Consider the following 15,270-nt stretch of genomic DNA (forward strand, 5'->3'; position numbering starts at 1 on the left):
GGGGAGCCATGAGTCTGACCATTACGCTGACGGGAACGGGCGGCGCGCAGCTGGTGCCGACATTTGGCTGCGACTGTGCGGCCTGCCAACGAGCACACTTACAGGCGCAATACCGTCGACGCCCTTGTAGCGGGGTGGTCAGGTTCAATAATGCGGTGACGCTGCTGGACGCGGGGATCCCGCATCTGATGGACGACTGGCCGGCGGGCAGCTTCCAGCAGTTTTTGCTGACCCACTATCATATGGATCATGTGCAAGGGCTGTTTCCGTTGCGCTGGGGTGTCGGGGCGACCATCCCGGTGTACGGTCCGCCGGATGAACAGGGTTGCGACGATCTGTTTAAGCATCCCGGCATCCTCGATTTTAGCCATACCGTGGCACCGTTCGTGGTGTTCGACCTGCAAGGATTGCAGGTAACGCCGCTACCGCTCAACCATTCAAAGCTGACGTTTGGTTATCTGCTGGAGACCGCACATAGCCGCGTGGCGTGGCTCTCCGATACCGCCGGACTTCCCGACAAGACGTTGAAGTTTCTCCACAATAACCAGCCTCAGGTGATTATCATTGACTGCAGCCATGCCCCGCGCGCCGAGCCACCGCGCAATCATTGTGATTTAAATACCGTTATCGCCTTAAACGAAGTTATCCGCTGCCCACGGGTGATCCTGACGCATATCAGCCATCAGTTTGACCTGTGGATGATGGAACATCCGCTACCAGTAGGGTTTGAGGCAGGATATGACGGAATGGAGATTGTGCTGGAGTAAGGAAATTTGCCGGATGCGATGAAAACATCTTATCCGGCCTACAAACAGATGATTAAGCGACTTTTTTTGCGCCGACATCTCGCTGCGCAATAAAATCTTTAACTGAAACAATCCGGTTCAGTTCTTCTTGCGCCCGCATGTCATTTTCAACTTCCCACAGGTCAACCGCCGCCTGTAGGTTACGCCAGAAATCAACGGAGGTATCGAACGCTTTTGCCAAACGAAACGCCATATCCGTTGTTAATTTGCGATTATTGTTGACCAGTGCGCTCACTGTATTGCGGTGAACATGCAGAATTTCAGCCAGATCGTTGATTTTCAGATCAAGCGGTTCCAGGTATTCATATTGCAGGATATCACCCACAGTCGTTGGTTTTCTGGATGCCTGTTTCATATCGTTACCTTACGTTTTCTCTAATAGATGTGTGGATCTAAGTACACATCTTCGGCCTTACCATTAATCCATTTAAATATTAATCGGTACTGCTTGTTTACTCTGATTGAAGAATATTCCTGTAATTTTCCGGTTAACTCTTCATATATGTTACCGGGTGGCGAGCGCAAATCCCGATGCGAAACAGCCGCATTAATGATATCCAGCTTTCTGGCTAATGCAGTGTGAATATCCGCAGGTATTTTTCTGTGCGATGTCGCCCGTTCAAAAAAATCTTCAAGCCATGTATCCCGAAAATTTCTGATATTTAATGATTTAGACATTCCATTGCCAGCACCTTTTCCATAAGCATAGAGAGATTGTAGTGCATACATGCACTGTGCTCAAGTGCATTCATTAACATAAAATGGTGAGCCGTTGGGCGAGCAGGTAAATCCCTGCCAGAAAGATAAAATACCCATAAATTTAATCGTTACCGCTAACGATCGTAATCTTCTTCCATTCTGCGCTCTTCGTCTTCTAACTGACGCCGTTCTTGATCGAGCTGGCGCTGACGGTCATCCAGTTGGCGACGTCGATCTTCAAACTGGCGGCGGCGATTGTCATATTGCCTGCGCCGGTCGTCACTCATCTGGCGCTGCCAGCTTTCATCACGGGAGTCATCATAATCCCGCCCGTTGTCCGGTTTGTATGCGTCGTTAATCGCCTGCTGAATATTACCAATGGCGTCATCGATAATATCCGCCTGTGCCGATACGGTGGTCAGCATTAGCAAACTAAAAAGAAGGAATGTCGCGGAGCGTTGCATAAAACCAGCCTCATCAAGAAACTCGCCCCACGGTAATCAAAGCGTATTTGCGCGGGTAGCGGAGGAATCTCAATTACGCGAATGCCGCAGCGCCTGCGCCAGCTCTCCCCGAGTAAAAGGCTTACGCAATAGCGCCACATCCGGCAACGCTGGGTTATGCGCCGGACGTAAATCCTGACCGCTAATCAGCAGGATGGACAACTGCGGATAATGTGCCAGCGCATGATTCACCACATCCACGCCGCTCAACCCTCCTGGTAGCATTAAGTCGCTGATTAAAATATCAATCTCGGATGAAGCCGCCAGCATATGCATCGCCTGTTCGCCGTTGGCGGCCTCTAACGTCAGGTAGCCCAGCAGGTGTAACTGCTCGCACAACGTCTGGCGTACATCGGCTTCATCTTCAAGCACCAACACCAGTTTTTCACCGCTGTTCGCCGCATGTACCGCCACCGGTTCTGCCTGAGCCTGCACCGGCACAACGGCGCGAGGCAGTTGTAGCCTGACCGTCGTTCCCTGCCCGGGAGCGCTTTCAATCTCCACCCGACCTCCGGACTGGCGCACAAAACCGTAAACCATCGACAGCCCCAGTCCGCTGCCGCTACCGGTCTGTTTGGTGGTGAAAAACGGCTCGAAGACCTGGGCTTTCACCTCCTGCGACATCCCGCTACCCTGGTCGGCCACCTCCAGCATCACCATATCCTGCTTGCGCCCATCGCTGCGCGTGACCCGCTGATTCCAGGTACGGATTTTAATCGTGCCCGCCTGCCCGTCCATGGCGTCACGGGCGTTCATCACCAGATTGATAATGGCGTTTTCCAGTTGGCTGACGTCAATCCACGCGGGCCAGGCGGGAGACTGGGCTTCAATCTCCAGCGTCAACGTGGCCGGAAGAGAGTGGCGCATCAGTTCGCCCAGATTTTCCAGCAGCGTTTTCAGCTCCACCGCATGAGGGTGCAGCGACTGTTTGCGCGAAAAGGCCAGCAGTCGCTGGGTAAGCAGCGCCCCACGCTCGGCGGCTTTTAGCGCCCGATTGACCCGCGGCGCGTCGGGAGAATCTGGATTCACCAGATCCAGACTGCCAATAATAACCGCCAGCAGATTATTGAAATCATGTGCTAATCCGCCCGTCAATTGCCCCACCGCCTTCAGCTTTTGGCTGTGCAACAGCGCTTCTTCCAGCCCCTGGCGCTCGGTGCGGTCGATTTCCATCTGGCTGGTTTTTTCTTTTAGCAGTCGGGTGGTGTGCTCCAGCGACGCCGTATTCCGGGCAAAGACGCTAAAGGCGCGGGCCAGCTCGCCCAGCTCATCGCGACGCTGCAGGGCCGGTACGCTGACGTCTGATTCACCGTGCGCCAGCCGGGTCATCGCCCGTGAAATGGCCGTCAGGTTGGAACCGAGATTACGGTAGATATACCACCCGGCAAAACCGGTGATCACCACCGCCAGCAGCGCAAACACTAAAATAAACAACGCGCCGGATTGCAGTTCCTGATGGCTTTGCGCCACCCGTTGCTCTGAGATCAGCGCCACCTGCGAGGCATACTGATTGATATCGCTGTTGAGGATCGCCACCAGCGCTTTGATATGAAACATATACCAGTTGATGGCCAAATCGCTCTGCTCCAGCGCGGAAGAGAGCGGCTCCAGCTTATGCAGCTCCTGGTTGAAGTCGTTGAGGATACCGCTAATCAGCGGACTAGCATGGCGCAAGGGAAGCGCAGGCATCACCGCATCCAGTTGTTTCACCACCGAACGCGGCGTGGGCGTGTCGATGGCGGCAACAATTAAGCGGTCCATCTGCCCCAGCAGCGCATCATCCTGCGCGCCGGTCAACTTTTGCAGATGACGTAAATAGCTTTGATTTTGATACAGCGAACTGAGCAACGCGTTACGCTCCAGGTGTCGCCGCTGCCCGCGCTGCAACATCCCTTCTACGCTGCTTTGTAGTTCATTACTGCGCTGGATAATACGCTCGACCAGCACCGGCTCTTGCTGTGCCAGCGGCGCGGTAGCCAGTTGTTCCAGCGACTTCTTCAGCGCCCTTTGCGTCTCCTGCAGCCGCTCCGCTTCCCCTTTGTATTCCAGCGCCCCGACCACCTGCGACAGCCGCACCGCCGCCGTCGCCACGTTCGCCGTATCCCGCGCCAGGTTCATGCTGCCGGTCATGTCGTCAACGGTTTGCTGCTGCACCTGCTCCTGAATCTGACTGGCATGCTGAAAACCCAGCACCGCCACGCCGCTCACCATCAGCGTGACAGCCACCACCAGCAGATTGAAGAACAGCAATCGTCCGCGCGCACTGGCGAGAAAGTGACGTCCCGGTTGCGGCATATCACGCTCCGTGAAGAAAAATCGCAATATGACAAATATGAACGGCTTCTGACATTTTGCATTTACATTCCTGTGATGGACTGCTGATATCGGCCACCCCACAGGAGATCCGCCATGAGCAGGACACCGGTTCTGGAGATGCGCAACATTGCTAAAGCGTTTGGCAAATTTTACGCGCTGAAAGGGGTCGATTTAACGGTCTGGCCGGGCGAGATTCATGCCCTGATGGGCGAGAATGGCGCGGGGAAGAGCACCCTGATGAAGATCCTCGCAGGCGCCTATACCGCCACCAGCGGTGAGATCCTGATTGACGGTCAGCCGTTTCACATTCGCGGTCCCAAAGATGCACTTAGCGCAGGCATCACGCTGATTTATCAGGAGATGCAGCTCGCGCCGAACCTGACGGTAGCGGAAAATATCTTTCTTGGCAGCGAGCTGTCGCGCGGCGGGCTGGTCCAGCGTAAAGAGATGGTCATGCAGTCGCAGAAAGTCATCGACCGACTCGGCGCCCAGTTTAAGGCCAGCGACCGTGTGATGACATTGACCATCGCCGAACAGCAGCAGGTGGAAATTGCCCGCGCCCTGCACCGTAACAGCCGCATTCTGGTAATGGATGAACCCACCGCCGCCCTCTCCTCACGTGAAACTCACCGCCTGTTTGAACTGATCATGCGCCTGCGCGATGAGGGGATGGCGATTATCTACATCAGCCACCGCATGGCGGAAGTGTACGAACTTTCGGACCGCGTCAGCGTCCTGCGCGATGGGCAATATGTTGGCAGCCTGACCCGCGACAAGCTCAACGCCTCGGAGCTGGTACGCATGATGGTGGGCCGTCCGTTGAGCGATCTGTTCAACAAAGAGCGCGATATTCCCTTAGGTAAAGCACGCCTCAATGTTCATCACCTGACCGACGGCCATAAAGTCCAGCCGTGCAGCTTGCTGGTGCGCTCCGGGGAGATCGTCGGCCTGGCCGGGCTAGTCGGTGCCGGGCGTTCTGAACTGGCTCAGCTGATTTTTGGCGTGCGTAAAGCCATCGGCGGCATGATTGAAGTAGACGGTGAACCAGTAGTGATCCACTCCCCGCGCGAAGCGATTGACCACGGCATTGGCTTTCTGACGGAAAACCGCAAAGAACAGGGATTATTTTTAGAGCTGGCAGCGGCAGAAAACATCACCATGGCAACGCTGGAGCGTGACGCCAACTGGGGCATGCTCGATCGCAAAAAGGCGCAGGCTATTTCCGATGACGCCATCAAGCTGCTCAACATCCGCGTGCCGCACGCACAGGTACGCGCGGGCGGGCTGTCCGGCGGAAATCAGCAAAAACTGCTGATTTCACGCTGGGTCGCGATCGGCCCACGTATTTTGATCCTCGATGAACCCACGCGCGGCGTGGACGTCGGTGCCAAAAGCGAGATCTACCGGATCATGAACGATATGGCGCGCAAAGGCGTAGCGATCCTGATGATCTCCAGCGAGCTGCCGGAAGTCGTCGGTATGAGCGATCGCGTTTATGTCATGCGGGAAGGCAGTATTGCCGGCGAGCTGAACGGACAAAGCATTACCCAGGAAAATATTATGACGCTGGCAACCGGCGTGAACGACTCCCACCATCAGGCGGTGCCCCATGAATAATCCAACCACTCCCCAGCAGGTGGCGAAATCCGCCTCCGCAAAAAAAATGCTGATGAGCGATCTGATGCAAACGGTCGGCATCTTACCGATTCTCATCCTGATTGTGGCGGTATTTGGCTTTATCGCGCCTAACTTTTTTACCGAAAGTAACCTGCTGAATATTACCCGTCAGGCCTCGATCAACATCGTGCTGGCGGCTGGCATGACCTTCATTATTTTGACCGGCGGGATCGACCTCTCGGTTGGCTCGATTCTCGGTACCACCGCTGTCGCAGCCATGGTCGTTTCTCTTATTCCTGAGTTTGCCATGCTGTCGATTCCGGCGGCGCTGATGCTCGGTCTGGTGCTGGGATTGTTTAACGGCGCGCTGGTTGCTTTTGCCGGACTACCGCCGTTTATCGTCACGCTTGGAACCTATACAGCGCTGCGCGGTGCGGCCTATCTGCTGGCCGACGGTACAACGGTGATTAACTCCAATATCAGCTTTGAGTGGATCGGTAACAACTATCTCGGCCCGGTTCCGTGGCTGGTGGTCATTGCGCTGGCGGTGGTGGTGGTGTGCTGGTTCATTCTGCGCCGCACCACGCTCGGCGTTCATATCTACGCGGTCGGCGGCAATATGCAGGCCGCACGTTTAACCGGGATCAAAGTGTGGCTGGTGCTGCTGTTCGTCTACGGCATGAGCGGTTTGCTCTCAGGTCTTGGCGGGGTGATGAGCGCCTCACGGCTGTATAGCGCCAACGGCAACTTAGGCATGGGTTACGAGCTGGACGCCATCGCGGCGGTGATCCTCGGCGGCACCAGCTTTGTTGGCGGGATCGGCACCATCACCGGCACGCTGGTGGGGGCGTTGATAATCGCCACGCTCAATAACGGCATGACGCTGATGGGCGTCTCCTATTTCTGGCAACTGGTGATCAAAGGGGCGGTGATCATCATAGCGGTGCTGATCGACAAATACCGTACCCGACACCATCAAAGTGCATAGACAAGCTTACTGGCCTACTCATTCGTAGGCCTGATAAGCGCAGCGCCATCAGGCGTATAACAACAATACCCTACGTGAGGAAACGAGTATGCGTTTGAAGCCATTAGTAACCGCGCTCTGTGCTGGCGCCCTGCTTGCTGCAGCTCCGTTTGTGCAGGCAAAAGAACTGAAATCGATCGGCGTTACGGTGGGCGATCTGGCCAACCCGTTCTTCGTGCAGATCACCAAAGGCGCGGAGCTGGAAGCACGCAAGCTGGCAGGTGATAGCGTTAAAGTAACGCTGGTTTCCAGCGGCTACGATCTGGGGCAACAGGTGTCGCAGATCGACAACTTTATTGCCGCCAAAGTCGACATGATTATCCTTAACGCCGCCGACTCCAAAGGCATCGGCCCGGCGGTAAAACGCGCGAAAGACGCCGGGATCGTGGTGGTTGCCGTTGACGTGGCGGCGGAAGGCGCAGACGCGACCATTACCTCCGATAACACCCAGGCAGGTGAAATGGCCTGTAAATACATTACCGACCGCCTGAAAGGCAAAGGCAACGTCGTCATCATCAACGGGCCGCCGGTTTCCGCCGTCCAGAACCGCGTGGAAGGCTGCCAGACTGAGTTTAAACGCCACCCGGACATCAAGGTGCTGTCGCATAACCAAAACGCCAAAGGCAGTCGTGAAGGCGGGCTAGAGATCATGACCGCGCTGCTGGCGGCGAATCCGAAGATCGACGGCGTATTCGCCATTAACGATCCGACGGCGATCGGTGCCGATCTGGCGGCAAAACAGGCGCAGCGTAGTGAATTCTTTATTGTCGGCGTAGATGGATCCCCGGACGGTGAAGAAGCGCTGAAGCGCGAAAACTCACTATTTGTGGCGACTCCGGCACAAGATCCGCAGGTGATGGCTGCCAAAGCGGTCGAAATCGGCTATGACATATTGCAGGGGAAACCCGCCCCGAAAGAACCCGTACTGATCCCGGTGACGATGATCGATAAAAACAACGTCGGCAGTTATAAGGGTTGGACGGTGAAATAGCCCGCCACAACAACGCCGGATGGTGGCAAAAATGCCCTATCCGGCCTACAAGATCGCTATGAATTTGTAGGCCGGATAAGCGCGGTGCCATCCGGCATTATATTAAGGAGGATTCAGCCGATGAAACGCTCCGCAATAAACGAGATCCTTGGCCACACGCGCCAGTTTTTCTCTCAGCACGACGTGCATCTCCCACCTTTTGCCAGCTTCCCCCCGACCCAATGGCGCAAGCTTGATGCTGCAGCCTGGAGCGAAGTGTTCGACCTTAAGCTCGGTTGGGATGTCACCGCATTTGGCGGCAACAATTTCGCCGCGCAAGGGTTAACGCTGTTCACTCTGCGTAATGGCTCGCCGAAAGGCATGCCTTACGAGAAATGCTACGCCGAGAAAATCATGCATGTTCGCGATGCGCAGGTCACGCCGATGCATTTTCACTGGCGCAAACGCGAAGACATTATCAATCGCGGCGGCGGCAATTTAATTGTGGAACTGTGGAATGCGGGGATCCGGGAACAAACGGAGGAGACCGACATCAGCGTGGTAATTGACGGCTGTCGGCAAACCCATGCAGCGGGCAGTCAGTTACGCCTGACGCCGGGTGAAAGCATCTGCCTGCCGCCGGGCCTGTATCACAGCTTCTGGGCGGAAGAAGGTTTTGGCGACGTGCTGGTCGGCGAGGTTTCTTCTGTTAATGAAGACGACCACGATAATCACTTTTTGCAACCGATCGCCCGCTATAACGACATTGAAGAAGACGAGCCGGCGCAGCTGGTGCTGTGTAACGAATATCGCCTGTTCCGCTAACCAAGGAGCGCATTATGCCGTTGATATCTCTCGCTGATGGCCTTGCCCATGCCCGTGAGCATCACTATGCCTTAGGGGCATTTAATGTTCTGGATTCACACTTCCTGCGCGCGCTGTTTGCCGCGGCAAAGCAGGAACGTTCGCCGTTTATCATCAATATCGCCGAAGTACATTTTAAATATATCTCGCTGGATTCTCTGGTCGAAGCGGTCAAGTTCGAAGCCGCGCGGCATGACATTCCGGTGGTGCTAAACCTTGACCACGGCCTGCACTTTGAGTCGGTAGTTCGGGCACTACGCTTAGGGTTCAGTTCAGTGATGTTCGATGGCTCCACGCTGGAGTATGAAGAAAATATCCGCCAGACCCGAGAAGTGGTGAAGATGTGCCATGCCGTCGGCGTGTCGGTGGAAGCCGAACTGGGTGCGGTGGGCGGTGATGAGGGCGGCGCGCTGTACGGTCATGCCGACGAGTCGCTATTTACCGACCCAATGATGGCGCGCGATTTCGTCGACAGAACCGGGATTGACGCGCTGGCGGTCGCCATTGGCAATGCCCACGGCAAATACAAAGGCGAACCGCTGCTCGACTTCCCGCGTCTGGGCGCCATTCGCCAGCAGGCGGCAATCCCGCTGGTACTGCACGGCGGCTCCGGCATTAGCGACGACGATTTCAAGCGCGCGATTGAACTCGGCATTCACAAAATCAACTTCTATACCGGCATGTCGCAGGCGGCGCTGTCGGCGGTAGAAACGCGGATGGCGAATCGCCAGCCGCTGTACGACGAATTCGCCGAACTGCTGCTCGGCATTGAAGAGGCCATTACCGATACCGTTTCGGAACAGATGCGCATTTTTGGCAGCGCGGGACGGGTCTGATGGAACGCAAAGGCGTTATCGCCGCAGGCAACATGCTGGTCGATCACGTGCATCAAATTGTGCAGTGGCCGGAACGTGGCTGGCTGGCGGAAATCACCCGTAGCGAACGCGCCACGGGCGGTGCGCCGCTTAATGTGCTGCTGACGCTGGCAAAAATGCACACTGGGCTGCCGTTGCAGGCGGTGGGGTTAATCGGTCAGGACAGCGACGGCGACTACATCATGGCGATGCTGGAGCAGTATCACGTTAATCGCCAACACGTGCAGCGCACCACATTCGCCCCCACGTCGATGTCGCAGGTGATGACCGATCCCAGCGGTCAGCGCACCTTTTTCCACTCGCCCGGGGCCAATCGGCTACTCGATCTGCCTGCGTTTGAGCAACTGGATACCTCGATGAAAATCTTCCATCTGGGATATCTGCTGCTGCTCGACAGTCTGGACATGCCGGATGAGGAGTACGGGACGCGTAGCGCACGGCTGCTGGCGCAAATGCGCGACAACGGCTTTGAAACGTCGCTGGATCTGGTCTCACGTAAGGGCGACCCGCGCTATCAACCGCTGGTGATGCCAGCCCTGCGCCATCTCGACTATCTGGTGATTAACGAGCTGGAAGCCGGGGAGTTCAGCGGGCTGGAGATCCGCCAGCCAAACGGCGAACTGCATATTGCGCACATCGCCACCGCCGCACGCGAATTATTGAATGCAGGTGTACGCCAGCGGGTGGTGATCCACTGTCCGGAAGGTGCCTGGGGTGAAGCGCCGGATCTGCCGGGCGTCTGGATCCCGTCGCAGTACCTGGCGCAGGAGGAGATCGTTGGCAGCGTCGGGGCGGGAGATGCGTTTTGCGCTGGATTTTTGTATGGCTGTCATGAGCGCTGGTCGCTGACGGACAGCGTCAGGTTGGCACACGCCTGTGCGCGGGCAAGCTTGCTGTGCGCGAATGCGATAGACGGCGCGAAGACGCTGGCAGAGTTGAAAGCAGAAATGGCTGACGCCTGATGCGCTACGCTTATCAGGCCTACGGGGTCGTTATCGTTTTTGTAGGCCGGATAAGGCGTTTACGCCGCATCCGGCAACTGCACACGATCACGCCGCCTTATCGTGATGCTGCACGTCGGCGGCAAACACATAACCCAGCCCACGCAGGGTTTTGATCAACATTGGCTGGTGCGGGTTGTTCTCTATTTTTCGCCGCAGCCGCATGATTAACACGTCAATAGTGCGGTCAAACACCTCAACGCTGTCGCTGCGCGTCAGCTCCAGCAGCTGTTCCCGGCTCAGCACCCGGCGGGCATTTTGGGCCAGCGCCAACAGCAGGCTGTATTCCCCTTGCGTCAACTCCACCTTCAACTGCTGGGGATTATGTAACTGGCAACCGGCGGTATCCAGATGCCAGCCATTAAAAGAAAGCCCCGTGGTTTGCGGGCAGCCGCTTTCTGCCGTTAACACGCCAACGCGTCTGAGCACCGCCTTTACCCGCGCCACCAGCACCCGCGCATTGAACGGCTTACCGATATAGTCGTCAGCCCCCATTTCCAGTCCGACCACCACATCCGACTCGCTGCCTAAGCCCGTCAGCATGACTACCGGTAATCCGGGTCTCATCTTTTGCACCTGCTGCAACACCATCAGACCGTTGATATCGGGCAACATCATGTCCAGCAATACCAGAGCGATATCCGGCTGAGTCTCAATGCAGCGCAGCGCCTCCTGCCCGGTGTGACAGGCGGTCACCGTAAAGACGTGTTCGCTCAGCACATCCTGTAAAAGCGTGCAGACAGCGATGTCATCATCCACAACCAGTATGGCTGGCTTCATTGTTTTTCCCCATTTCTGGCCAACTTAAATGAGTGTGATTGATTCTGCACAGAGTGACAGCGATAAGGCACAAGGATGTGCGGGAAACATAACCTCGGTCACACTGCCGGGGCGTCACGTATTGGAGATTCGTCACGTCAAATATGACGACAGCCTGTTTTTCGTCAGGGTTTTGCGCAAAATTCGCCCGTAATATCGACTAATGCCCCTGATAAAAACATGGCATAAAAGATGCATAACAAAAACGACAAGCGCGTATGCGCGATTTGATTAACTGGAGCGAGACCGATGAAAAAAGTCGTCACGGTTTGCCCATATTGCGCATCAGGTTGCAAAATCAACCTGGTGGTCGATAACGGCAAAATCGTCCGGGCTGAAGCGGCGCAGGGGAAAACCAACCAGGGTACCCTGTGTCTGAAGGGCTACTATGGCTGGGATTTTATCAATGATACCCAGATCCTGACCCCTCGTCTGAAAACCCCTATGATCCGTCGCCAGCGTGGCGGCAAACTGGAATCCGTTTCCTGGGATGAAGCGCTTGATTACGTCGCCAGTCGTCTGAGCGCCATCAAAGCGAAGTATGGCCCGGACGCTATTCAGACGACCGGTTCATCTCGCGGTACGGGTAACGAAACCAACTATGTAATGCAAAAATTCGCGCGCGCCGTTATTGGTACCAATAACGTTGACTGCTGCGCTCGCGTCTGACACGGCCCATCGGTTGCAGGTCTGCACCAATCGGTCGGTAACGGCGCAATGAGTAATGCTATCAATGAAATTGATAACACAGATTTAGTGTTCATCTTCGGGTACAACCCGGCGGATTCCCACCCGATCGTGGCGAATCACGTGATTAATGCTAAACGTAACGGGGCGAAAATCATCGTCTGCGATCCGCGCAAAATTGAAACCGCGCGTATTGCCGACATGCACATCGCGTTGAAAAACGGCTCGAACATCGCGCTGCTCAACGCTATGGGTCATGTCATCATCGAAGAAAAACTGTACGACCAGGCGTTCGTCGCCTCCCGTACGGAAGGATTCGAAGAGTACAGCAAGATCGTCGAAGGCTACACGCCGGAGTCCGTCGAAGATATCACTGGCGTTAGCGCGCAGGATATTCGTCAGGCTGCACGTATGTATGCCACGGCGAAAAGCGCGGCAATCCTGTGGGGCATGGGTGTTACCCAGTTCTATCAGGGCGTGGAAACCGTGCGTTCACTGACTAGCCTCGCAATGCTGACCGGCAACCTCGGTAAGCCGAGCGTGGGCGTTAACCCGGTTCGTGGGCAGAACAACGTTCAGGGCGCATGTGACATGGGCGCGCTGCCGGATACTTATCCGGGCTATCAGTATGTGAAAGATCCGGCTAACCGCGAGAAGTTCGCTAAAGCCTGGGGCGTGGAAAGTCTGCCTGCTCATACCGGTTATCGCATCAGCGAACTGCCGCACCGTGCAGCGCATGGCGAAGTACGCGCGGCGTACATCATGGGTGAAGATCCATTACAAACCGATGCTGAACTCTCCGCAGTGCGCAAAGGCTTTGAGGATCTGGAACTGGTCATCGTGCAGGATATCTTCATGACCAAAACTGCCGCTGCCGCAGACGTTATTTTACCGTCTACGTCATGGGGTGAGCATGAAGGCGTATTCTCCGCAGCTGACCGTGGCTTCCAGCGCTTCTTTAAAGCCGTTGAGCCGAAGTGGGATCTGAAAACGGACTGGCAGATTATCAGTGAAATCGCCACCCGTATGGGCTATCCGATGCACTACAACAACACCCAGGAAATCTGGGACGAGTTGCGTCATCTGTGCCCGGATTTCTACGGTGCCACTTACGAGAAAATGGGCGAACTGGGTTATATCCAGTGGCCTTGCCGCGACACCTCAGAAGCCGACCAGGGTACGTCTTATCTCTTCAAAGAGAAGTTCGACACCCCGAACGGCCTGGCGCAGTTCTTCACCTGCGACTGGGTAGCGCCAATCGACAAACTCACTGAGGAGTACCCGATGGTACTGTCTACAGTGCGTGAAGTCGGCCACTACTCTTGCCGTTCGATGACCGGTAACTGTGCGGCGTTGGCCGCGCTGGCGGATGAACCGGGCTATGCCCAGATCAACACCGCCGACGCAGAACGCCTGGGCATCCAGGATGAAGAGCTGGTGTGGGTGAACTCGCGTAAAGGCCGGGTCATTACCCGTGCGGCAGTCAGCGATCGTCCAAACAAAGGCGCGATTTACATGACCTACCAGTGGTGGATTGGCGCATGTAATGAACTGGTAACCGAGAACTTAAGCCCGATTACCAAAACGCCGGAGTACAAGTACTGTGCTGTAAACGTTGAACGCATTGCCGATCAGCGCGCTGCCGAGCAGTATGTCATTGATGAGTACACCAAGCTGAAAGCCAGCCTGCGCGAAAGCGCGATGGGTTAAGCTTCCCCTGACGGCCTCCATTCGGAGGCCGTTTTTTTATGCACATAATCTCTCTATACTGTTCATTCCCTACACTAAATCTAAATATAAGATGAAACGACTTTTCGCCTTGATGGTGTTAATGACATGCTTTGTCCATGCCGAAGAGCCCGGTAGTCAGTTTTTGAAAGCCGCCGAGTCCGGAGACCGACGTGCACAATATTTCCTCGCTGATACCTGGTTTAGCTCAGGCGATTTGGGTAAAGCGGAATATTGGGCGCAAAAAGCCGCCGACAATGGTGATGCCGATGCTTACGCATTGCTGGCACAGATTAAGATTACCAATCCGGTCAGTCTGGATTACCCTCAGGCCAAAACGCTGGCGGAAAAAGCGACCCAGGCAGGCAGTAAAACCGGGGAAATTACGCTGGCGCGTATTCTGGTCAATACTCAGGCTGGACACACCGATTACCCCAAAGCCATTACCTTGCTGCAAAACGCCTCCGAGGACCTGGAAAACGACTCCGCCGTCGACGCGCAAATGCTGCTTGGGCTGATTTACGCCAACGGCGTGGGTATTCCCGCAGACGATGAGAAAGCGACGTGGTATTTTAAACGTAGCTCAGCCATCTCCCGCACCGGTTATTCCGAATACTGGGCCGGGATGATGTTCTTAAACGGTGAGCAGGGTTTTATCGTGAAGAATAAACAGAAGGCACTGCACTGGCTGAATCTGAGCTGTACGGAAGGATTCGATACCGGCTGTGAAGAGTTTGATAAGCTGAGCGCGGGGTAACGCTCGCTCCAGCCGAGCCTCCTCGCCCCTTTGGGGAGAGGAGGACATCGTGCCCAACAGATTGTTCACCCCAAAAACAGAGAGCGTCCAGCTTGGGCATATTCTTTCTGTTGAGGCAGAGCGAGCATATTATGCTTCACTCACAGCTTTCCAAAAACATCAATGTTTGAAACGTTACTATAAAACCATATCACATTGTTAATATCTAAATACTTGTTATGGTCCTCTTGATTTAATTACCCCGCACAGTTAACATCAATTAACATTACCGATCCGCCCTCTGTTCTCTGAAAAGTATAAAAACAACTAAATTCTGATAAATTTTCAGTATCAGGAATAAGATTTAGTATAATTTCAAAAACCACTATATTATTTTGTTGATACTTTTCTATTTTAAATAGAGTAAGTCGCATCCTTTTTATTGTATACAATTGTTTTCCCTGAAAGTACTTTTGGACTGCCAAGTACGTTCCTTATCTCCTCTTTCGTCACTTTTCCTCCCTGGTCGCTGTCCATCTTTACCATCAGCTCACGGTAAAAGGGCGGCACCTGTTCGTACCATTCATCTCCCTGCTCTGCTGCACGACTGACTGAATCAAAG

14 protein-coding genes and 1 pseudogene are annotated in these 15,270 nt (G+C 55.0%); 9 read left to right on the forward strand and 6 right to left on the reverse strand.

From position 1 onward, the window contains the following. Positions 1-8 precede the first annotated feature (8 nt). Complete coding sequence (gene phnP, locus OGX83_RS21340; protein WP_079935037.1) at positions 9-767, forward strand: phosphonate metabolism protein PhnP; 759 nt, start codon at positions 9-11, stop codon at positions 765-767. Between the two features lie 52 nt (positions 768-819). On the opposite strand, the gene OGX83_RS21345 is transcribed toward phnP, so the two are convergent. The 4 genes from OGX83_RS21345 to OGX83_RS21360 form a co-directional block, all read right to left on the reverse strand. Next, a complete protein-coding gene (locus tag OGX83_RS21345) occupies positions 820-1,161 on the reverse strand; it encodes a HigA family addiction module antitoxin (protein ID WP_008786950.1) in 342 nt (113 codons plus the stop codon). 20 nt (positions 1,162-1,181) lie between these two features. After that, positions 1,182-1,484 carry a type II toxin-antitoxin system RelE/ParE family toxin gene (locus OGX83_RS21350; protein WP_286589121.1) on the reverse strand — a complete coding sequence of 101 codons (303 nt, stop codon included), beginning with the start codon at positions 1,482-1,484 and terminating at the stop codon, positions 1,182-1,184. A 155-nt stretch (positions 1,485-1,639) separates the two neighbouring features. After that, a complete protein-coding gene (gene yjdP, locus OGX83_RS21355; RefSeq protein ID WP_003031807.1) occupies positions 1,640-1,969 on the reverse strand; it encodes a DDRRRQL repeat protein YjdP in 330 nt (109 codons plus the stop codon). Between the two features lie 69 nt (positions 1,970-2,038). After that, positions 2,039-4,303, reverse strand: coding sequence for a hybrid sensor histidine kinase/response regulator (locus OGX83_RS21360; RefSeq protein ID WP_286589109.1), 2,265 nt, complete (start codon positions 4,301-4,303; stop codon positions 2,039-2,041). 114 nt (positions 4,304-4,417) lie between these two features. On the opposite strand from OGX83_RS21360, the gene OGX83_RS21365 reads away from it, so the two are divergent. The 6 genes from OGX83_RS21365 (at position 4,418) to OGX83_RS21390 (ending at position 10,639) form a co-directional block, all read left to right on the forward strand. Further along, positions 4,418-5,941 carry a sugar ABC transporter ATP-binding protein gene (locus OGX83_RS21365; protein ID WP_003844755.1) on the forward strand — a complete coding sequence of 508 codons (1,524 nt, stop codon included), beginning with the start codon at positions 4,418-4,420 and terminating at the stop codon, positions 5,939-5,941. Beyond that, entirely contained in the window at positions 5,934-6,929 is a 996-nt protein-coding gene (locus OGX83_RS21370) for an ABC transporter permease subunit (protein ID WP_032948335.1), read from the forward strand. The genes OGX83_RS21365 and OGX83_RS21370 overlap by 8 nt, the downstream gene beginning before the upstream one ends. An 88-nt stretch (positions 6,930-7,017) precedes the next feature. Then, positions 7,018-7,959 (forward strand): ABC transporter substrate-binding protein, encoded by a 942-nt coding sequence (locus tag OGX83_RS21375; RefSeq protein WP_003826688.1) that lies wholly within the window; start codon positions 7,018-7,020, stop codon positions 7,957-7,959. A 120-nt stretch (positions 7,960-8,079) separates the two neighbouring features. Further along, on the forward strand, positions 8,080-8,763 hold the full coding sequence (locus OGX83_RS21380) for a D-lyxose/D-mannose isomerase (protein ID WP_286589111.1): 684 nt from the start codon (positions 8,080-8,082) through the stop codon (positions 8,761-8,763). 14 nt (positions 8,764-8,777) lie between these two features. After that, positions 8,778-9,638, forward strand: a complete 861-nt coding sequence (locus OGX83_RS21385) for a ketose 1,6-bisphosphate aldolase (RefSeq protein WP_286589113.1) — start codon at positions 8,778-8,780, stop codon at positions 9,636-9,638. Next, the gene (locus OGX83_RS21390) at positions 9,635-10,639 is read left to right on the forward strand and encodes a carbohydrate kinase family protein (RefSeq protein WP_191228829.1); all 1,005 of its coding nucleotides are present in this window, start codon (positions 9,635-9,637) and stop codon (positions 10,637-10,639) included. Before OGX83_RS21385 ends, OGX83_RS21390 begins: the two co-directional genes overlap by 4 nt. Before the next feature lie 87 nt (positions 10,640-10,726). Here OGX83_RS21390 and OGX83_RS21395 read toward each other — a convergent pair whose 3' ends face one another. Further along, positions 10,727-11,458, reverse strand: a complete 732-nt coding sequence (locus tag OGX83_RS21395; protein ID WP_032942111.1) for a response regulator transcription factor — start codon at positions 11,456-11,458, stop codon at positions 10,727-10,729. Between the two features lie 288 nt (positions 11,459-11,746). On the opposite strand from OGX83_RS21395, the gene fdhF reads away from it, so the two are divergent. Both fdhF and yjcO read left to right on the forward strand, forming a co-directional pair. Then, positions 11,747-13,894, forward strand: coding sequence for a formate dehydrogenase subunit alpha (gene fdhF, locus OGX83_RS21400; RefSeq protein ID WP_081003612.1), 2,148 nt, complete (start codon positions 11,747-11,749; stop codon positions 13,892-13,894). A gap of 91 nt (positions 13,895-13,985) precedes the next feature. Further along, the gene (gene yjcO / locus OGX83_RS21405; protein ID WP_103285879.1) at positions 13,986-14,669 is read left to right on the forward strand and encodes a Sel1 family TPR-like repeat protein YjcO; all 684 of its coding nucleotides are present in this window, start codon (positions 13,986-13,988) and stop codon (positions 14,667-14,669) included. Between the two features lie 393 nt (positions 14,670-15,062). On the opposite strand, the pseudogene OGX83_RS21410 reads toward yjcO, so the two are convergent. Next, positions 15,063-15,270: pseudogene (locus tag OGX83_RS21410) on the reverse strand (hypothetical protein); the annotation flags it as partial.

The organism is Citrobacter sp. Cpo074 (assembly GCF_030332745.1).
Taxonomy (GTDB): Bacteria; Pseudomonadota; Gammaproteobacteria; order Enterobacterales; family Enterobacteriaceae; genus Citrobacter; species Citrobacter portucalensis.